This is a genomic window from Paenibacillus sp. IHBB 10380, from assembly GCF_000949425.1.
Classification (GTDB): Bacteria; Bacillota; Bacilli; order Paenibacillales; family Paenibacillaceae; genus Paenibacillus_AQ.
In genome coordinates, this window is sequence record NZ_CP010976.1 from 4483764 (window position 1) to 4505073 (window position 21310).

The following is a 21310-nucleotide window of genomic DNA, read 5'->3' on the forward strand; positions in this document are numbered from 1 at the left end:
GAATAGAACAAGTGAGTTGAACAAGCTACAACACAAGTAACGCGAATAAGCCTCCCCCTTGGCAAGCTCATTCACGTTAAATTTAAGTCGCTATACGTTGAAACGGAAGTGCATAACATCGCCGTCTTTAACCAAATATTCCTTACCTTCTAAGCGAAGTTGTCCACGTTCTTTGGCACCATTCATGGAACCTGCATTGACTAGATCATCATAGGAAACAACCTCAGCCCGGATAAATCCACGCTCGAAATCGGTATGAATAACGCCTGCCGCCTGAGGGGCTTTTGTTCCTTTGTGGATGGTCCACGCACGAACCTCTTGCACACCTGCTGTAAAGTACGTATACAAACCAAGTAGCGTGTAGGCTGCTTTAATCAGACGATTAAGGCCTGACTCTTCAAGTCCCAGCTCTTCTAAGAACATTGCCTTGTCTTCGCCTTCTAATTCTGCAATCTCAGCTTCTACCTTCGCGCTAATCGGTACAACGGCTGCATTCTCAGCAAGGGCGAAATCCTTTACTTGTTGTACATAAGGATTACTATCTGCATCTGCTACGCCATCTTCACTAACATTAGCTGCATAAAGTACCGGCTTAAGTGTCAGCAGATGAAGATCACGTACGATCACCTTATCATCATCGCTAAGCTCAATACTACGTGCTGGCATATCGTTATAAAGTGCTTCCTTCACACGTTCAAGTACTTCCACTTCTTGGGCGATTTTCTTGTCACCATTCTTAATATTCTTACGTGAACGATCAATACGCTTCTCGATACTTTCGAGATCCGCTAGAATCAATTCCAAGTTAATTGTCTGAATGTCGCTGATTGGGTTTACTTTACCATCAACGTGAGTCACATTCTCATCTTCAAAACATCTCACCACATGCACGATCGCATCAACCTCACGAATATGAGCAAGGAATTTATTACCCAGACCTTCCCCTTTACTCGCACCACGAACAAGTCCTGCAATGTCAACAAACTCAAATGCTGTAGGCACTGTTTTATCAGGAGTAACAAGTTCAGTCAGCTTATCTAGACGTTCATCCGGGACCTCGACTACGCCAACGTTCGGATCGATCGTACAGAAAGGATAGTTCGCAGCTTCTGCACCTGCCTGTGTAATTGCATTAAACAACGTGGATTTACCGACATTCGGCAATCCCACAATACCCGCTTTTAAAGCCATTTATATGACAACTCCTATTTCCGTCAATTTATCTTCCCCATTATATATTAGAACAATTACCCCAGCAAGGAGCAAACGACATTAGTCGATAAATAACCCCTTATGTAACGACTCCTTACAATTAAAGCTTCTTAGTCATGCTAATATCCGTAATTTCATACCCCATCTTCTGATATAACGCGAAAGCTATCTTGTTATGTCCCAAAACATGTAGCGAGAATTCTATGCTCCAATCTAGTTAACCTTCATCCTAAACTCAGAGCATCACGCTTATTTGTACTTAACTCACACGAACGAGCCGACGTGTATTACGCAGCGCCTCAATATTAACAGCACCTATACCAAACATCGCTGTTCTTAGCTCCTGTTCCACGATTGCGAGGCGTTCATCCAATGCATCTTCAGACTGTACAGCCGGCCCAAGTAGGCCACGGCCAAACCCCGCAAGATCGGCGCCAAGCGCTAGTGCTTTAGCAGCGTCCACACCATTGTGCAGTCCACCGCTACCGATCAAACCTCCGTGCGGAGAACTCTCCCGCACCTCAACGATACATTCTGCGGTGGGGATTCCCCACCCCGCAAAAGCTTCCGCAGCTACGCGGCGTACCGCATCACGGCTACGAAACTTCTCGACTTGGCTCCAAGAGGTACCCCCGGCACCTGCCACGTCTACGAATGCAATCCCTACGTCATATAATCTTGCTGCAGTCTCCCCATCAATACCCCAGCCTACTTCCTTTACGCCTACAGGAATGGTGAGTTCACGGCACACCTCTTCAATGCGTGATAGTAGGCTTGCGAAGTTCGTATTCCCTTCCGGTTGAAATACTTCCTGCAATCCGTTCAAATGTAAGACCAGCATGTCCGCTCCTGCAATATCGACAGCACGCATACAATCCGCTGGACCAAATCCGTAGTTCAACTGCACCGCACCTAGATTTGCTATAACTGGAACACTCGGCGCTTTATCCCGCACATAGAATGTAGCAGCCAATTCTTCTCGTTCCACTGCGGCACGAACAGATCCGACACCAAGTGCCCAACCACGACGTTCCGCAGCTTCTGCGAGACGGGCATTAATAGCACCGGTTGCCTTACTTCCACCTGTCATAGAACTAATTAATAACGGTGTGCGTAGCGATCTATCCAAAAAGGATGTCTCCATATGAATATCATCAAAGTTAATTTCCGGTAATGCACAGTGACGGAAACGATATTTTTCAAATCCAGCCGTTATCCCTGCTCCACCAACCTCTTCTTCTAGACAAAGGCGGACATGCTCTATTTTACGTTCACCTGTAGGTACTTCAGGCATCAAAGATTCTCTTGACACTCCGTTTAGATCACTATTACGTGATGGTGACTGGTCTCCGCCCCCTCGGGCTTGTCTTTCGTCCATAACAAGTTTCTCCTTCGCCTGTGAGCAGTTGCTGCTCCATCTAATGACTATATTATATCATAAGCTATGCCATTTCCTCTCCCAGGGATATACTTATGGATGAGGATGTTCTATAATCCAATTTTTTGATAATTATAATAAAAGAGGATCCGCTATAGTTATGTTAGCGGATCCTCTTTATATTCTAAAGTAAAGGTGACATTAAGCGTGCTGCAGACTCTAAGAAACGTTCCCATACTTTCTTTTTCTGGAGCTCTTCTTCATTAATTAGCTTCGCTGATTTCAAATCCCGTTCAAAGTCCGACACCATCTGTTGAACGCTTTGTGTATGGATTAACAGTGCGTTGACTTCAAAGTTAAGGTTCAAGCTACGCATGTCCATGTTCGTGGTTCCGATGGTTGCCATTTCCCCATCCACGATCAGTAATTTGGAGTGAAGAAACCCTTTTTCATATTCATATATCCTCACACCTGCCTCGATTAAGGAAGGAAAATAAGAATGGGAAGCAAAGAAGGGAAGCCACTTGTCCGGCTTCGCAGGGAACAGAATCCTTACATCTAGCCCTGACAATGCAGCTACACGTAACGCCGTTAGAATATCTTCATTAGGAATGAAGTAGGGTGTGGCTAACCAAATACTTGATTTTGCTGAAGTAATCATGGAAAAGAAGATATTACGGAGTACTCGTCTCTCATTATCAGGTCCACTTGCGATCATCTGAACCGCACCATCTCCAGCACTACCCAGTGCCGGCGATAAATATTCTTGATCTAAGTATTTCTCACCCGTCATATGTAGCCAATCTTGTAAGAAGATGATCTGCAATGCTCTCACAGCTTCACCTTTAACAAACATATGCGTATCGCGCCAGAATCCATAAGTTTTACTACGACTTAAATATTCATCCCCAACATTCAGTCCACCGATAAAACCCACATTCCCATCAATAACAACAATCTTACGATGGTTGCGGTAATTTACCCGACTTGTGAAGAAGATCGTCTTCGCACTGCCAAACGCAACAAGCTGCACGCCCGCATCTGCCAACTCTCTTAGAAAAGTTTTAGATAATTGAAGGCTACCCACTGCGTCATACATAAACCTTACTTTAACACCCGACTTCGCCTTATGAATAAGGATTTGTTGAATTCGTGTTCCAATATCATCTGCACGGAAAATGTAATATTCCATATGAATATGATGCTTGGCTTTCTCAAGCTCTGTCAGCAATGTGGAGAAGGTCTGCTCTCCATTCGTAAGTATGGTCGTCTCCGTCCAGAACGAAATCGGCGTTCGTGCCAACCGCTGCGATAATTTCAATAACTGCTGCTGGCTGGGTGTGAACTGCGACAGATCTTGATGAATCCGTAGCTCCTCATTCTCTATTCTTTCATAAGCTTCTATATCACGCTGTGCCTTTTTATCAAACTTGCGCCGTTTGAAATAGTTCTGTCCGAATAGAAAATAAAAAATTAATCCCACTACCGGAATCAAGGCCAATAACAAAATCCATGCCAACGTTGTGGATGGATTACGGTTCTCCATAAAAATAATAAAACTCAACGAAATGACCGTAAGTGTTGAAAATATACTGACAATGGTCCCCGCTGTATGCCCAAAAAACCCGAACCCAAAATAATAAAATGCAAATAAAATTGCGGCAATCAATACAACCTGCAATCCTCTTCTCATACTTCCCCTCACTTCTAGTCGGCTTCATAAAGAGCAACAATACTGTTAGTTTCTTATAACAACATATATTGTACATGATTCATAATCATCTTCCTATCTCTACTTTACAAAAGAATTGAAAACGATGATAACCCGAGTTGACATTATCTTTTAAACGTGAAATAGTACCTAACGAACGATAGATAGGGAAGACTGGTGAGTGTCATTCTGACATCGAAGCAGAGAGTAAAGGAAGTAGCTCTAGTCCATTTTTCAAGAGATGGTTTCGAATTAACAGACAAGAAATCCTTGAATAAATCTCAGAAGAGAATAGATGCAGCTTGGCCGATCTTTTGGGCTGGCATACACCACTTCGAATCACACCTAGAGTAAAGGAGTAATATTATGAATCGCCATTGGCTTTATGTATTTATAGGAGGAATTGTAGAGGTATTCTGGGTATCAGGACTGAAGCATGCTGACACGATCTTAGAATGGATCTTGACTGTCATTACGATCGCTCTCAGCTTCGGCCTCATCATAGCCGCCTCGAAACGTCTTCCCATTGGGACCGTCTATGCTGTATTTACCGGTCTAGGCACCGGGGGAACTGTCCTCGCAGAGATGCTCTTATTCGGTGAGCCCTTCCGCTTATCCAAAGTATTGCTCATAGCCTTGCTATTAGTAGGCGTCATTGGTCTGAAGATGGTAACAGATAACAATGAGCAACAACAGGAGGTGACCGGCTGATGGCTTGGTTAGCGATTGTTGGAGCAGGTATATGTGAAATCTTCGGCGTAATCGGAACGAAGGGTGTAGCTGATCATAAGGGATGGAAGTCTTACCTACTGATGGCACTCTCATTTATCTGTAGCTTTACTCTACTCTCCTACGCAATGACAAGTCTATCGATGGGAACAGCCTATGCTGTTTGGACAGGGATCGGAACTGTTGGAAGTGCCATAGTTGGGATGCTGATGTTTGGCGAGAAGAGAGAATGGAAGCGCATGGTATTCATCTCCCTCATCCTTGTTTCCGCTATTGGACTTAAATTGATTTCTTAATTAAAGGCGGTTACAACCTCCACTTTAGCAGTGAAGGTTGTAACCGCCTTTTCTTTATATTATAATAATGACCGACTAGTCATTATTAGAACCCAAGGGTTCTGGGAGGAGCGAACAATAGATTGTCTGAAAAACCAGCGGACAAGAAGAATCATATTCTGAAAGCCGCTTTGCAGCTATTCTCTAATAAAGGAATCTCTTCAACCTCTATGCAAGAAATTGCCGAGGTATGTGGAATGTCTAAGGGGAGTCTTTATCTACATTTTAAATCTAAAGAGGAATTAGAAGAAAGCATTTATTTATACTGTATTCATTCGATTCGTGACAGTGTGATGCAAGTAGAGTTGGATACACATCTCTCTCCCAAAGAACAGCTCCATCAACAATTTGAAGCTCTTCTCAGCCATGTAATTGAGCTACGAGAATTTATAAAGCATCAATTCATGGATGGAACGAAACCAAGAAAAAACAATATGTCTGAATGTATCCGCGAGGATCATTTCAAGACGCTCGATTGGTTCAAGACTAAACTTGAAACGATTTATGGTCCTGAACTGGAACCTTATACAATGGATTTAGTCGTGTTGGTTGGGGGTATGCTAAGTTCTTACATTAAAATTCTGTTTATTCCCGAACTGCCACTGAATATTCGTAGAATGTCTAATCACCTCATCTTCTTACTAGATAATGTAGTGATTGGTATGCTAACTAAGCATTATGAACCACTCATTCCATCAGACGTATGGTCACACTGGTTCGTAACGGGTAGTAAAAAATCTAGTCTTCTACGCCATCCCTTACTTGTAACCAAAGAAATGAAGTCCGTCTTAAAAGAAAGGTCGCTTGATGACCATGTGCTTAAGGATGCTCTTGAATCTATTCTTATTCTCGAAAGCGAGCTTGTACACACTCACCCCCGGCGAGCTATTCTCCTGGGTATGCTAGCTAATCTAGAGCATATCCCTGATGTTCAGGATATGAAGGAAGAGTTACGAGAGATCATCAAGTTATATTTAATTACACAGCCTGACCGTTCAATTTAAATATTAAATTAAGAACAGATAGAGAGAGGAGCAGAAACCTATATTATGAAAGGTATTATTAATTTCTCGTTAAATAACAAGTTTGCCATCTGGATTCTGACTATTATTGTCGCTGCTGCTGGTTTATTCGCTGGAGTCACAATGAAGCAAGAGACCATGCCCAATATCAACATTCCATTCTTAAGTATTACTGCCATTTATCCTGGTGCCGCTCCAGAAGGTGTCGTCCAAGACGTCACGATGCCGCTTGAAAAACGACTGCGTAATGTAGATGGCGTGAAGACCGTCTCCTCTACTTCCATGGAGAATGCTTCTTCCATTGCTATGGAGTTCGATTACGGTACCGATCTGGATCAAGCCACTGCGGCGGTCCGTGAAGCCCTTAATGAAGTCACCTTGCCAGATGGCACGCTAAAACCTACCATCTCTAAGTTTAGTATAAGTTCATTTCCTGTTGTTTCTCTAAGTGCTTCTAACAACAAATCCAAAGACTTGGAAGAGTTAACGCGTATTGTTGAGAATCAAGTTAAACCAGAATTAGACAAAATCCCAGGTGTGGCTACAGTAAGCATATCAGGGCAATACGTTAAAGAAGTACAGCTTAAATTCAATGAGAATAAAATGAAAGAGCTGGGTCTTAGCCAGGACACAGTCCAAGGTATTGTACAAGGCTCATCGCTACGTGTACCTCTAGGGCTATTCAACCTAGAACAATCTCAAAAGGCCGTTGTAGTAGACGGTAATATCGTGAATCTGGATGATCTGAAGAATCTCGCGATTCCTGTCATTCCAAACATGGGCAATTCTGCTCCGAGTGCTCAAACAGGGATACCCAATGCCCAAGAGACGCCTCAGACAGAAGCTCGGACAGCACCTTCTACCCCAACGACTGAAGCACCAATGACAGGGGCAGTTGCTGCTGGCATCCCTACGGTTAAGTTAATGGATATTGCCGATATTCAAGTCATTGGTAAAGCAGAATCCATCTCCCGTACTGATGGTGTCGAATCGATTGGTATTCAAATTGTGAAGGATAACGACGCTAACACCGTTGATGTCGTGAATGCTGTGAAGGACAAAGCTACAGATTTGAAGAGCCAATATGATGGATTGGAATTAACAACACTACTTGATCAAGGGCAACCTATTGAGGATTCCGTTAATACCATGCTCAGCAAGGCAGTCTTCGGAGCCTTATTCGCTGTAATCATCATTCTGATATTCCTAAGAAATATCCGCTCTACCATTATCTCGATTATCTCCATTCCATTATCATTACTCGCAGCTCTGCTCGTGTTATGGCAAATGGACATTACGCTCAATATGATGACTCTTGGCGCGATGACAGTCGCCATCGGTCGGGTTATTGATGACTCTATCGTCGTTATTGAGAATATTTATAGACGACTGACAGACCCCGATGAGAAGCTACGTGGTCGTGAATTAGTACGTGAAGCAACACGTGAGATGTTCGTTCCCATTATGTCATCTACCGTGGTTACCATTGCGGTATTCCTACCTCTAGCTTTCGTAAGTGGCATGGTCGGTGAGTTGTTCCTGCCTTTCGCATTAACGATGGTGTTCGCTCTACTGGCTTCACTCATTATCGCTGTTACGATTGTACCTATGCTTGCACATACACTCTTCAAAAAGGGTATCAAACTGAAAAAGAATTCAAGTCATAATGAAATAGGAAAGATGGCTAAAGGATATCAGAGCATCCTGAACTGGACCTTATCTCATAAATTGATAACCTTCGGAATAGCCGTTCTTATGCTCGTCGGTAGCCTATTCTTATATCCATTGATCGGTACGAGCTTCATGCCGGAACAAAAAGATAAGTATACGATGGTAACCTACACACCTGAACCTGGTAACCAACTGAACGTTGTTGAAAAGCGTGCGTTGGAAGCAGAGAAGTATATTCTAAACCAACCAGGTGTTGAAAAGATGCAATATTCCATCGGAGGTAGTAATCCTATGGGCGGTGCGGGTGCATCCACCTCAGGCCTATTCTATATAGAATATAATACCAATACTAAGAACTTCGAAGATGTTCAGAAGGAACTAGTTGAAAGTTTACACAAGGAAGTTCCTGAAGGCGTATGGACAACCCTTGATATGACTGGCGGAATGGGCGGTGGCGGTCTCAGCGTTAGCGTATTCGGTGACAGCCTAGATGATATCAAGCCGATATCAGATCAAGTTCTAAAGCTCGTACAGGATGATTCAGACCACTTCGACAAAGCGAAGACTAGCCTATCCACTTCCTACGATCAATATACGATTGTAGCTAATCAGGAGAAGTTGAGTTCACTTGGTCTTACAGCAGGACAGATTGCCATGAAACTGAGCCCTGTTCGTGAGCGTCCCGTTCTAACTGAAATAGAAGTCGATGACAAAAATTATAAAGTTTACATTGAAACAGACACTGCTGATTATAAAAATATCAATGAGATCAGTAATGAGACTATTGTTTCTCCACTAGGTATAGAAGTTCCTATCAAGGACGTAGCCAAGGTGGAAAAAGGAGTCTCACCTAACTCCATCACACGTACAGATGGTAAAATGGCTGTTTCTATTACGGCTAATATCATCACCGCAGATGTAGGTAGCGCTTCTACGAATCTAGAGGCTAAAATTAAAGAAATCAGTAAACCTGATGGAATCGAAATTACATTTGGTGGATCGACGGAACAAATTAACGACACCTTCACACAGCTTGGTCTTGCCATGGCTGCCGCTATTGCTGTTGTATACTTTGTGCTCGTCGTAACTTTCGGTGGTGGTCTCGCACCATTTGCCATCCTGTTCTCTTTACCATTCACAGTGATCGGCGCACTCGTCGGATTGTTGCTTGCTAAGGAAACACTGAATGTGTCTTCCCTTATGGGTGCGCTTATGCTCATTGGGATCGTGGTCACGAATGCCATCGTTCTCATTCACCGCGTTATTCATAAGGAACAAGAAGGCATGTCTACCCGTGAAGCATTACTCGAAGCAGGTGGAACACGTCTTCGTCCAATCCTGATGACAGCATTAGCTACCATTGGTGCATTGCTGCCACTTGTTACTGGACTTGAAGATAGTGCAGGGATCATTTCCCGTGGACTCGGAATTACCGTTATCGGCGGTCTAATCAGTTCTACATTGTTAACATTGGTCATTGTACCGATTGTCTATGAGTTCTTGATGAAATTCAGGAAACCTAAAGTACAGGATTAATCACCAGTCAACATTTCACATAGTGAAAACTTAACCTTTCTTATATTGTAAATAAAGACGCGTCCTCTTTCCTTCTGGGAAAGGTAGACGCGTCTTTTCTATGTATCGTCCGTATATCAGATCCCATTCATGATAAACTAACTTATATCCATCCATGGAACTCAAGATCGTGAAGGAGTTATACATTATGATCACAACGGTGACTTTAAATGCAGCTATAGATATTACCTATACCGTATCTAACTTCAATATTGACACTCTACATAGAGCACATGAATACCTAGCCGTTCCTGGCGGCAAAGGTGTGAATGTTGCACGTGTAGTCCATGCTTTAGGTGAAGCCGTGACTACAACAGGTTTCGTTGCAGGCTACAATGGCGCTGCTCTACTCGCAGGCCTAAAGAAAGAATCCATTCCTACTGATTTCCTGACCCTTACGAATGGCGAATCAAGACGTGCCTTGACCATTCTAGATCCTATACAAGGTACTCAAACTGAGCTTATTGAAGTTGGTCCCTCCATTACCGAGACAGACGTACAGCAACTACGTCTAAAAATTGAACAATTAGCCAAATCCTCTAACTGGATTGTCTTCTCAGGTAGCTTACCCTCAGGATGTCCCCCATGGATCTATGCCGAGCTCACCGAGATTGCCCATCGTCATGGAGCAAAGGTTGGTCTGGATGCCAGCGGCGAAGCTCTTCGTGAAGGTCTTCATGGAAGGCCCGATCTAGTGAAGCCGAATGAGCATGAATTAGCAGAACTGATAGGAATGCCTCTCGCTAATCATGCATCTGCCCTTCAAGCTATGTCTTCCCTCATCAACGATAGCACGTCGCTTGTTGTTGTGTCCTTAGGAGCGCGCGGCGCACTCGCTGTATCAGCTAACCATCAGTATCATATTCACATCCCTCAGGTAGCGGCTATCAATCCTGTAGGTAGTGGGGATGCCATGATGGCCGGGCTCGTGTCCGCTCTTTATCGAGGAAAGAACATCCACGATATCCTTCTGCTTGGTGCGGCCTGCGGGACCGCCAACACACTGCATAAGATGGCTGGAAAGGTTACGTTGGAAGATATAGGTGTTGTTCAACAAGACATAAAGATTACGACGACTCGTTCATTATGAACATGAGGATAGACGACTCCTCGACCCAAAAGGACAGTATTCGTTGACCAATGCAATATGGATGGAGGGTTAACCTTTAATCCATGTTGCAACAAAAAAAGCCGGTACCTTTCCTTCTCAAGGTTCCAGCTTTCAGACTACTGATTGCTTCGTATCCCTATTGGACAAATATTAGATCATACTAGCTCGCCATGTTCGAAGCATCTGCATATCATAGGCAATAAATTCTTTGAGAATATTCGCAACTTCTATATATAAGGGGCTCCGAGTAATGAAGGATATGTCTTCAGCAAGCTGAGGAGTCCATTGTAACAGATGTCGATCTAGGAATTGAATCTGAGAATCAATAAGCTCTAGATGTGAGCTACGTATCCGCTTGGTGTCTAAAGTACGTTCTACAAGCACTGCCATGAATTCAAGCTCTAGAATGATATGATCATCCTGCTCATGATCTAACTTATTAAACACGATACCATGGTGAGCATACATCTCATGGATATTCAGCATACACTCCGCAAGATCCTTCCCTTTCATTCCACGATAAGTGCTTTCACAGAGCGATGGGAAAATAGAAGTCTCGCTATCGAACAATCGCCTGTATTCAGTCTCTTCAGCAATACACACTTCCATCAATTGCTGTGGAACAATCTCAGATAATAACTGTTGTAGCTTCCGTCCACCCTCTGTGAGAACAACGTCATCTCTCATCATCATATATTGACGCCATTGGGCAATTAAAGACAAGCTCGGTGGGCCACCTAAAAAATCAATCAGTAGTTGATAACCCCATCCTCTTCCCTGTAACCAATTCAAGCTTACCTTAGACACCTCTAAAGATTCAATAGTCATGGTCATCTCATAACCTCCTATGTGGTCGTAAAGATAGCGCTTACCTAATTAAATAGTACCTCAAATGTTAGATAATTCAAGTGATTTATTTCACATCTCTTGTCTCAAATAACAATTCAACTTTACAAAAAATGATCCCCGCATCATACGAGGATCATATCCTATTACTACCCAGCATACGATTACTAGGGGGAATCGTTACCTTAATCGCTATCATAGCTCTTTATGCAAGCGCTTACTATATTATTTGTCACCGCATACTCTTCTATAATATGCTGATGTGTTCATGCTCCATGGTTCACTGTGGCAAGGGTTATATTTACGAATAGAAGCACAGACTGATGATAGCTCACAAATAGCTGTGAACAACCGCCTTATCATATTCTTGGCCATCACGATGCAGGAGATTAAGCTCTTATTCATTTTTCCTTTAAATTAGAGAGATATTTATAATATCTAGAAATTCTCTTAATTTATGGTTTGAAACCACTTTCAACACATGATACAGTGATGTTGTCGCCTTAAAGGAATTTATTATCGATTAGAGCAATTAATCGGAAAGGAATGTCGATATTGCGTGAATCCATAAATATGAAATCCTCTTTATTCTCTCTCAAACTGTTCAATTTTTTGATCTACGGCACTATGGTGATCTTCACTAGCTTCTTTCAATTATACTTACAAGATGCAGGAATGAACAAATTTGAAATAGGAAGCCTATTAGCTCTAGGCCCAATTGTTTCTATATTGGCTAACCCTTTTTGGAGATTTTGGAGCGATCGAATTCTTAATATGAGGCGAGTTCTACTGATCATGATGACAGGAACACTAGTCATGGTTCAACTTCTATTCCATTCTGATACTTATGCGATGGTATATATATCTATGATCTTGTTCTTTTTCTTCCAGTCTCCTGTATTCTCTCACAGTAACAGTCTTATTCTTGGTTATATTGAAGATACAGGCTATAAATTCGGATCCTTTCGCTTGTGGGGTTCTATGGGATGGGCCATCATCGCTATTGCCACAGGTCTGGTTCTAGACTGGACTGGTGTTGCCAAGGTCTCCATTCTGTTCACAGTTGTGCTTGTATTGGCGATAGGAGTGCTTCTATTCCTCCCCAAACTTCTGAAGCCTTCAGAATCGCCTACAATATACATTAGAGGCTTTGCCAACATATTAGGAAACCGTTATTTCCTTTCGTTTATTGTTCTAGGTATTATAGTCTCTATTCCTAATGCAATGAATAACACATTTATGTCTCTATACATAACAGAACTTGGTGGCTCCAAAAGGATGGTAGGATTAGCCGTATTCTTATCCTCCTTTTTTGAGATCGGTGTATTTTTACTGTTTGATCGTTATCTCAACCGTAAAATTTCGTGGTTAGTGGGTTGCCTGGCACTCGTAAGTTTACTATTTGGATTTCGTTGGATGCTTATGGCAGACGCGACCCTGCCCATTCAAGTTGCGCTCATTCAGGTTCTACATTGTATTACCTTCGGAGGCTATTTCTATGTAGGTACCCAACTTAGCCTACTACTCGTTCCTAGACCTTACCGTGCAACAGGTCAAGCTGTGTATACGCTAACGTGGAGTGGTCTCGCCGGTGTTATAGGCGGATTCGTGGGTGGATGGTTATACCAGAGCTTCGGTGCAGAAGCTATGTATAGCACAGGCACATCGTTCGCCTTCGTTGGTGCTTTAGGATTTGGATGGATGTGGTACGTCATTAAGAGACATGGATATAAGCCAATTATCCCTAAAGTGGAAGAACCCTTAGAAGATTGGGACAATTCTGATGAAGATTAGGTGCTAATAACGAACTAAAAACAACGAGCCTGTAGTTTATTAAACTACAGGCTCGTTGTTCATTATATTATTAAAGTTTAAAGGAACTCTTTAGCGAAACAATACGGTTAAATACAGGGCGTTCAGGTGTAGCATATTTAGAATCGACGTTAAAGTAGCCATGCCGGAAAAACTGGAATTTATCCTGAGCCGCTACCACTCTCATACCCGGTTCTACATATCCTTGAAGAATCTCGAGCGAATTGGGATTCAATTGATCTAGGAACGTCTTCTCTGGAGCTCCCTCCACTTCTTCCTCTTCGATCTCCTCATCATTAATGAGGGGTTCGAATAAACGGAATTCAGCCGGAACAGCTTGACTTGCTTCAATCCAATGGATTGTACCCTTCACCTTACGACCGGTAAATCCACTTCCGCTCTTCGTCTCAGGATCATAGGTACAGTGAATTTCGACAACTTGCCCTTCTTCATCCTTGATCACCTCGTTGCACTTAACGAAATAAGCATTCTTGAGTCGTACTTCGTTACCAGGGAAAAGTCGGAAATATTTATTGGGTGGATTCTCCATGAAATCATCTTGCTCGATATAAATTTCACGTGAGAATGGAATTTGACGATTGCCCATCTCAGGGTTCTCACTATTATTCTCTGCTTCCAGCCATTCCACTTGACCTTCTGGATAATTCGTAATGACCACTTTTAATGGCTTCAATACCGCCATCGTACGAGGGGCTTTCAGCTTTAGGTCTTCGCGGATAAAATGCTCTAGCATTTGTCGATCCACGACACCTTGACTCTTAGAAATACCTGTCTCATATATGAAGTTACGGATTGCTTCAGGCGTATAGCCCAGACGACGTAATCCTGAAATCGTAGGCATCCGTGGATCGTCCCAGCCATCTACATGCTGTTGATCCACAAGCAACTTCAGCTTCCGTTTACTTGTTAACGTCTGTCCCACATTCAAGCGACCGAACTCGTATTGGTGAGGTACATTCGGCATTTCAGATTCAACAACTACCCAATCATAGAATGGACGTTGATCTTCAAATTCTAGCGAGCAAAGGGAATGTGTCACTCCTTCAATAGCATCCTCTAATGGATGTGCGAAGGCATACATAGGGTAGATACACCATTTATCACCTGTATTGTGATGATACGTATGCGAAATGCGATAAATAACAGGATCACGCAAATTGATATTAGGTGAAGACATATCAATCTTGGCACGTAACACCTTCGCACCGTCTTCAAATTTACCTGAACGCATACCTTCAAACAATTCAAGGTTCTCTTCTACGCTACGATCACGATATGGACTATTACTACCGGGTTCGGTCAACGTTCCCCGAGTCTCACGAATTTGATCTGCACTAAGATCATCAATGTAGGCTTTACCCTTCTTGATTAGCAGAACAGCACGACTGTACATTTCGTCGAAATAATCAGATGCAAACCGTAGCTCTTCCCAATCGAAACCTAGCCACTTTACATCCTCTTGAATAGAATTTACATATTCTGTATCTTCTTTAATAGGATTCGTATCATCAAATCTCAGATGAGTCTTTCCACCAAATTCGTCGGCTAGTGTGAAATTAATCCAGATCGCCCTGGCATGTCCGATATGTAAATAGCCGTTAGGCTCCGGTGGGAAACGTGTTACTATTTCTTTTACCTTACCGGAGTTCAGGTCTTCCGTTATCACATTCTTAATAAAATTGGAGGGTGTACTTGGGTTCTCCATGACAATCAACCTTTCGTCCTTAAATTATCTGTCTATTCCTATACAACAAAACTCTTCATATAAATATACCTGTAAAGCGTAGATAGTTCAATAAAACTGGCCTCTCCCCTTTTGACGGAGGCTTTTTTATAAGGTAGCATGGAGAAAAACGATGTAAATTATGGGAGGAAACTCATTTACATGAAAACAATGAAACTTTCTAAAGAACAACGAGATCAAGTCATCCTACTTATTCAACAATATTTTGAGAAAGAACGTGGAGAGATTATAGGTGATCTTGCTGCAGATAGTGTGATGGACTTCTTCATGTCTCATATGGCACCCATCGTCTATAATCAAGCACTCAGTGACTCTAGATACTTAGTTAGACAGCACATGACCTCATTAGAAGATGATTTATATTCACTCGAACAACAAGTAAAACAGACTCGTTCAAGGTAATGCTATTACAGATGAAAAGAAGGTGTGAACTGCATGTTTACGTATACTTTAGATGAACAGACTGAACTGAAACCACTAGCTCACCAACATGCAAAACAGCTATTTGATCTGACGGATCGTTCACGTGGAAAATTACGAGATTGGCTTCCATGGGTGGATTCCGTTACGGAGGTTAACCATTCGCTCAGCTTCATTAAGAATGCCGTTAAACAAGGAGCCGAGAACGGAGGGATTAGCGCCGGTATTTGGACACGTGGAGAGCTGGCAGGCATCATCAGCTTCCATGAGGTTGATTGGCACAATCGAACCGTTAGTATCGGATACTGGCTAGGTAAAGGCTACGAGGGACAAGGTCTTATGACTAGCGCCTGCCGTACTTTCATAGACCATGCACTCATGGAGATGCACCTCAACCGAGTCGAAATTCGTTGTGCTACAGGAAATTATCGTAGTCGCGCTATACCGGAACGTCTTGGATTTGTACTGGAAGGTATTGTACGTGAAGCTGAGAAACTACCCCAAGGCTACGTGAACCATGCCATTTATGGCATGATTCTTAGTGAGTGGATACAAGTACGATAGATCGTTACGTATTAAGCCAGCCTTGGAATCTTTCCCGTAGGCTTGAAGCCAATACGTCTAATTCCGCAGCCTTCTTTAATCGTTCAACCTGTTCGACATCATCTCGCCCATGAACTATTAATCGCAATACTTCAGCTATCGTTAGTTGTGCTGGATGAGACTCAAGCTTCGTAAGGGTGGACGTTACCGATAGATAGCCCTCTTGAAGGACACGCAAGTAGAAACCGCTATAACCGGTCTCAATGACCCGTGCTGGGAGGTTTGTTACCCCGTGCTTCTGGGACAGCTTAAAACAAGGATATCTTGGTTGGCTGACCTGAAGCACCACTTCCCCCACTTGATAAACATCGCCAATGCATACTTCAGTTTCAAGCAATCCCATGACCGTTAAATTCTCACCGAAGGCAGAATAGTCTAGTTTCCTATCTAGCTCTTTCTCCCAATGGGAATAATGCTCATAAGGATACGCACACACGGCCTTATCGAGTCCCCCATGATGCACAAGATCAGCTTGTCCATCCCCAGTCATTTGTTCAGAACCAACAAATACATTGCCCTCAACTTGCTGTTTATATATCCCTGTCTGCAACGGCTTACCTTTGTATTCAACAGTAACTGGCTTGCCAACGTTTACAGAAACAATATGTAAATTCATTATTGTCATCTCCCTCCTTATATAAAAGCTAGTTTATAAATAGAATCCCATCAAAATGTCATCTACATAGTTCCCATTCACATAGAACTCATTAATAAGTCGTCCTTCTCTCACAAAACCAAGCTTTTCATAGAAATTCAAAGCATTCGGATTCGTAGAAAGCACACGTAGGCTCAACTTCGTCTTCCCTTCGCTAGCTGCCCACTCTTTTACCGCTTCGATCAGTTGTGTTCCAATGCCTTCATGCTGATACCGAGGATGCACAGCAATGTTAATCTCATACACATGGCGATTGCTCTGTAACACCGTTGGATAGCGAAATCCTACATAGCCGCAGATCTCTTCTTCTTTCACTGCAACAAGCTGTAAGCCGGGCTGACAGTGACGTAGGAAGTCCTCCCGAGAGGTCCAATTCAAAGGCTCTGGAGCATTATAATCCTGCCATACAATGGCATCTAGATCCATCATTTGCTGCGCATCCTTCATTTCGGACAAACGGATATCTATCGTACATTGTTTAAATTTCATATCCAGTACCCCTCTCAAAATACTCTACAGTCTTGGGCTCACATTCTTGTTCTTTAGAGCATGAACTAGGAAAAACCCGACACTTACGATCGCAGTTGCGACAGCAAGCCAAGCCACAGGGACTAGTCCCCCTCCATCATATAAGACCCCCATAGCATAAGGCCCTATAACTCGCCCTATAGCACCGATACCACCTGACAATCCGATATAGAAAGGAGCTGCTCGACCTGTATGATCTGATATAAAGGCTGGTATCGCCGGAGATATCAGCATCTCCCCGAAGGTTGCCAGTATCATCGCTAGTACCATTCCAGGATAGTTATGCATAAACACAATCACAACATAAGCAGATAAGTAGAAGACCGCACTCGCCGTCATTTGTGCAGATGATGATTTAGCGAACCAACGCTTCACTAGATTAGTGAAGGGCTGACCCACGAAAATTAGAATTCCGTTGAGCGTCCAAAGGAACCCATACATTTTCTTCGGTAATCCCTCTGAAATAATGTATGGAGATACGCCTGTATTCCATATTGAATTCCCTAACAATAAGAACAAGGAGGCAATACCCATATACAAATAGACTCGGGTATGACTAAGCAACACCCAAACATTCTCTCCTGCTACTTTATTCCTTTTGTCTAAATGCACTTCACCTGTATGATGATTCAGACGATTTAAGTAATTTAAGAAAAAGAGTGCAAACACAGCCGAGGTAACCCCATTCGCAATAAACGTAAGCTTGTACGAAATATCTGCTAGAAAACCACTCAGAGCCGTTCCTAGCGCTACTCCAATATTGTTAGCTACGTAAATAACATTGAATAGTTCTCCACGTCGTTCTGCGAAACGAAATCCGATAAATGCTTGAATGGCTGGCAAAGACAAGGCATTACAGAATCCGATAAAACCCATCAAGGCCATGTAGAAATACCAATATTGGCTAATAACAGGCAAAGCGAACAATCCTAAGGCATTTAGCCCTAATGAACCTACGATCAATTTCTTAACGCCCACCCGATGATATAGCGATCCGCCTAGCAATTGACCTACAATTCCACCTAATGACTGAATTAGAATAACGAGTCCCGCGTCTGCCATATTATGTCCTAGTTCATCGAACACAAACATAGTAGTCAAGGGCCACATGAGCGAACTACCTGTAGAATTAATCAAGCTTGCTGCAAGAAACACTTTTATTTCTCTCGGGTAAGATTGCAACATTCTCATAGATGTAATCCCCCAGATGTTTATTCAAGTTAACCAAGTAGGTACGAGGTTACAATACTGTAATAGAACCATTGTATCTTTTTGACATAAATATCACTACCTCCGAAACGAATTTTTTCATATACCGGTACATTTTTTGTGAATTTTCATATATTAGAAAAGCTGGTCGAAACCATTTTCCTCAATAGAACTCCATTCAAGGGGGCTATACAAATTGGCACGATATCGCAAGGGTTTCTCGGTCATTAGCTGTACGAAGCGCAAAAATTTTTTGAATAATTTATTTAACAATTATTACAGACAACGATATCCGAAGAAAGAACTGATCATTATTATAAATAAAGATAATATAAGCATAGGCCCTTATAAAAAAAAGCTAAAAAAATATACACATGTGCATATTTATCGGCTGCCGGAAAAAGTATCTCTTGGGAAGTGCTTGAATTACGCTGTAAAAAAAACAAAACTCAGCTATATTGCCAAATTTGACGATGATGATTATTATGCTCCTAATTACTTAAGTGAGAACAAACAAACTTTTGATAGGATAAATGCGGATATAATCGGAAAAAGGGCCCACTTTATGTATTTGCAGCGCTCAAAGATACTTATCCTTCGTTCTCATAAAAATGAGAACCAATATGTTTCCGCTCTCCCTGGCGCAACACTTGTTATTAAACGAAAAGTATTTCGCAAAGTTCAATTTCCTAACCGAAGTATTGGAGAGGATACTGATTTTTGCCGTAATAGTAAAGCAAAGGGCTACAAAATTTACTCTGCTGGAAGATACAACTTTGCCGCGATACGCAGAAAAAATTTAAAAAGCCATACCTGGGTAATCAGCGATGAAAGGATATTAGCATCTCCTATTATCAACTACCGGCATGTACGGAATTACAAACAATTTGTTCAAAAGGGTACACACAAATAACAACTTAGAACTTTCTTCTTTCTATGCTATCCCATGGACCTTTATAATAAATTCGCCATGTTAAAGTTTCGTTCTCCCGAACTTTAACATGGCGAATTTATTTATCTGTGATGCAAAAAAAATCGGCCTCCCTTCTCAAGGAAAGACCGATAGATTATCTAATCTATTAGGAATGCTTCTGCTTATTACCTTTCACCTGTGCACTACTAGGTAATGCTCCGTGAGTGGCATTGGGTTCGCGTAAATAAGATACCCAATACGCGGCTGCAACAAAGACGACGCCCCCAGTTAAATTACCAAGCCATACTGGAACGAAGTTCATAAGATACTCTCCCCATGAATAGTGACCTGCGAATATAGCAGCGGGAATAAGGAACATATTAGCCACGACGTGCTGAAATCCAATCGCAACGAAAGCCATCGTTGGAAACCAGATCCCCATTATTTTGCCACTCATATTATCCGCACCATAAGATAACCACACTGCCAGAGCTACTAGCCAGTTACATCCAATTCCTGAAACGAAAGCCTGTACAAAACTAGCATCCAATTTGTGACCTGCCATATCCACTACCTTATCTAAATATACGCCAGTCTCCGTGAGGCCTACGATGTGTCCGAAGAAATAGGCGATGAATATCGCACCCACGAAATTACTTAACGTAATAAGAATGAGATTCTTCACGACTTCAAAGAATGAAATTTTCTTAGCCATCCATGCAAGAGGTACAGCCATCATATTACCCGTTAACAATTCACCACCAGCCAATAGTACGAGTATTAGCCCTACGGGGAAGATCGAAGCTCCGATAAAACTAGCGATTGTTTCCCATTCTTTAGGTGCTCCCGCGATAACACGAATATCTAGTAAAAAGCCAAGTGCTATAAAGGCTCCACCTAAGAAACCAAGTACTAGTACCGTTATTAGTGGGTTATGTGCTTTCTTAGTCCCTGTTTCTACCGTCAGTTCAGCTATTTGCTGAGGCTTGTAATAGGCCATGAGTATGATCTCCTTTGATCCAATTAATACTTCAAATCTTGTGTATTTATTCCATTGTAACGCAATTGATTTGATTACAAACGTTATAAATATCACAATGCGACATTTATAGGTGAATCATTTCACATTTTAGTGATAAATATGCTTAACAATAGAATATTGCTTGTCATTACTTTTAGACATACACTGAAATTAGCACGATACGGAATCATTGAAAAGAAGGGAGTGAATTGGGATGACGATTTATATCGCGTTGTTACGAGGTATTAATGTAGGTGGAAAGAATAGGATCAAAATGGCCGAATTGAAGAGTACATTGGAAGCAATGGGGCTGAGTCGGGTTCAGACGTATATCCAAAGCGGGAATGTTCTGTTCGAATCGAATGAGGAAGAAGAACCGTTACGCAAGCGAATCGAACATGAGATCGAGGCGGTATTTGGTTTTTCGGTAAGTGTTATTATAAGAACGGCCAAGGAGCTAGCAACCATTGCCGCGAATTGCCCGTTCTCAGAGGAAGCTATTTCCGAAGCGGCGTCCTCATCTGAAGGAGAGAGTCTTTACGTCTCCTTATTGCTTGAGGAGCCTTCACAGAAAGGGATTGAACGATTAAGTGCTTTCAGAAGTGAAAGCGATGAGTACCAGCTTGTGGGCCGAGAAATATACCTATTATTCCGTCATAGCATACGCAACTCTAAACTTGCGAACAACCTTCAGAAACTCGATGTCCCCGTGACTGTGCGTAACTGGAAAACAATAAACAAACTCGTTACACTAGCACATGCAATGGAAGTGTAATTTAAGGAGCCTACTTCGT

General features: G+C 42.3%; 19 protein-coding genes. 10 read left to right on the plus strand and 9 right to left on the minus strand.

Features of this window, described 5'->3' with window-relative positions:
• Positions 1-90: 90 nt before the first annotated feature.
• The 3 genes from ychF to cls form a co-directional block, all read right to left on the minus strand.
• Complete coding sequence (ychF, locus tag UB51_RS20410; protein WP_044878866.1) at positions 91-1191, minus strand: redox-regulated ATPase YchF; 1101 nt, start codon at positions 1189-1191, stop codon at positions 91-93.
• A 280-nt stretch (positions 1192-1471) separates the two neighbouring features.
• Entirely contained in the window at positions 1472-2506 is a 1035-nt protein-coding gene (gene fni / locus UB51_RS20415; RefSeq protein ID WP_234405676.1) for a type 2 isopentenyl-diphosphate Delta-isomerase, read from the minus strand.
• 268 nt (positions 2507-2774) lie between these two features.
• Positions 2775-4283 (minus strand): cardiolipin synthase, encoded by a 1509-nt coding sequence (gene cls, locus UB51_RS20420; protein WP_044878868.1) that lies wholly within the window; start codon positions 4281-4283, stop codon positions 2775-2777.
• Positions 4284-4667: 384 nt separating this feature from the next.
• Here cls and UB51_RS20425 point away from each other — a divergent pair, with 384 nt between their 5' ends.
• The 5 genes from UB51_RS20425 (at position 4668) to UB51_RS20445 (ending at position 10723) form a co-directional block, all read left to right on the plus strand.
• Positions 4668-5012, plus strand: coding sequence for a DMT family transporter (locus tag UB51_RS20425; protein ID WP_044878869.1), 345 nt, complete (start codon positions 4668-4670; stop codon positions 5010-5012).
• Positions 5012-5326: a DMT family transporter gene (locus UB51_RS20430; RefSeq protein ID WP_044878870.1), complete on the plus strand. Its 315-nt coding sequence runs from the start codon at positions 5012-5014 to the stop codon at positions 5324-5326. Before UB51_RS20425 ends, UB51_RS20430 begins: the two co-directional genes overlap by 1 nt.
• Before the next feature lie 122 nt (positions 5327-5448).
• Positions 5449-6369, plus strand: coding sequence for a TetR/AcrR family transcriptional regulator (locus tag UB51_RS20435; protein ID WP_044878871.1), 921 nt, complete (start codon positions 5449-5451; stop codon positions 6367-6369).
• Positions 6370-6414: 45 nt separating this feature from the next.
• Complete coding sequence (locus UB51_RS20440; RefSeq protein ID WP_044878872.1) at positions 6415-9594, plus strand: efflux RND transporter permease subunit; 3180 nt, start codon at positions 6415-6417, stop codon at positions 9592-9594.
• A 187-nt stretch (positions 9595-9781) separates the two neighbouring features.
• Positions 9782-10723 (plus strand): 1-phosphofructokinase family hexose kinase, encoded by a 942-nt coding sequence (locus UB51_RS20445; protein ID WP_044878873.1) that lies wholly within the window; start codon positions 9782-9784, stop codon positions 10721-10723.
• Positions 10724-10894: 171 nt separating this feature from the next.
• Here the strand turns inward: UB51_RS20445 and UB51_RS20450 are convergent, their stop codons facing one another.
• Positions 10895-11578 carry a TorD/DmsD family molecular chaperone gene (locus UB51_RS20450; protein WP_044878874.1) on the minus strand — a complete coding sequence of 228 codons (684 nt, stop codon included), beginning with the start codon at positions 11576-11578 and terminating at the stop codon, positions 10895-10897.
• A gap of 558 nt (positions 11579-12136) precedes the next feature.
• Here UB51_RS20450 and UB51_RS20455 point away from each other — a divergent pair.
• A complete protein-coding gene (locus tag UB51_RS20455) occupies positions 12137-13384 on the plus strand; it encodes an MFS transporter (RefSeq protein WP_199924953.1) in 1248 nt (415 codons plus the stop codon).
• A 70-nt stretch (positions 13385-13454) separates the two neighbouring features.
• Here UB51_RS20455 and UB51_RS20460 read toward each other — a convergent pair whose 3' ends face one another.
• Positions 13455-15128, minus strand: a complete 1674-nt coding sequence (locus tag UB51_RS20460; protein WP_044880328.1) for a glutamine--tRNA ligase/YqeY domain fusion protein — start codon at positions 15126-15128, stop codon at positions 13455-13457.
• Positions 15129-15308: 180 nt separating this feature from the next.
• Between UB51_RS20460 and UB51_RS20465 the strand changes: the two genes are divergently transcribed.
• Positions 15309-15569 carry a DUF2164 domain-containing protein gene (locus tag UB51_RS20465; protein WP_044878876.1) on the plus strand — a complete coding sequence of 87 codons (261 nt, stop codon included), beginning with the start codon at positions 15309-15311 and terminating at the stop codon, positions 15567-15569.
• A 33-nt stretch (positions 15570-15602) separates the two neighbouring features.
• A complete protein-coding gene (locus UB51_RS20470) occupies positions 15603-16151 on the plus strand; it encodes a GNAT family N-acetyltransferase (RefSeq protein ID WP_044878877.1) in 549 nt (182 codons plus the stop codon).
• A gap of 4 nt (positions 16152-16155) precedes the next feature.
• On the opposite strand, the gene UB51_RS20475 is transcribed toward UB51_RS20470, so the two are convergent.
• The 3 genes from UB51_RS20475 to UB51_RS20485 are packed head-to-tail and all read right to left on the minus strand — an operon-like array spanning position 16156 to position 18564.
• Positions 16156-16806, minus strand: coding sequence for an MOSC domain-containing protein (locus UB51_RS20475; protein ID WP_044878878.1), 651 nt, complete (start codon positions 16804-16806; stop codon positions 16156-16158).
• A gap of 33 nt (positions 16807-16839) precedes the next feature.
• Positions 16840-17334, minus strand: a complete 495-nt coding sequence (locus UB51_RS20480) for a GNAT family N-acetyltransferase (RefSeq protein ID WP_044878879.1) — start codon at positions 17332-17334, stop codon at positions 16840-16842.
• A gap of 24 nt (positions 17335-17358) precedes the next feature.
• The gene (locus UB51_RS20485; protein WP_044878880.1) at positions 17359-18564 is read right to left on the minus strand and encodes an MFS transporter; all 1206 of its coding nucleotides are present in this window, start codon (positions 18562-18564) and stop codon (positions 17359-17361) included.
• Between the two features lie 214 nt (positions 18565-18778).
• On the opposite strand from UB51_RS20485, the gene UB51_RS20490 reads away from it, so the two are divergent.
• A complete protein-coding gene (locus UB51_RS20490; RefSeq protein ID WP_082063209.1) occupies positions 18779-19495 on the plus strand; it encodes a glycosyltransferase family 2 protein in 717 nt (238 codons plus the stop codon).
• A 166-nt stretch (positions 19496-19661) separates the two neighbouring features.
• Here the strand turns inward: UB51_RS20490 and UB51_RS20495 are convergent, their stop codons facing one another.
• A complete protein-coding gene (locus UB51_RS20495) occupies positions 19662-20495 on the minus strand; it encodes a formate/nitrite transporter family protein (protein ID WP_044878882.1) in 834 nt (277 codons plus the stop codon).
• Between the two features lie 235 nt (positions 20496-20730).
• Between UB51_RS20495 and UB51_RS20500 the strand changes: the two genes are divergently transcribed.
• Positions 20731-21291: a DUF1697 domain-containing protein gene (locus tag UB51_RS20500; RefSeq protein WP_044878883.1), complete on the plus strand. Its 561-nt coding sequence runs from the start codon at positions 20731-20733 to the stop codon at positions 21289-21291.
• Positions 21292-21310 lie beyond the last annotated feature (19 nt).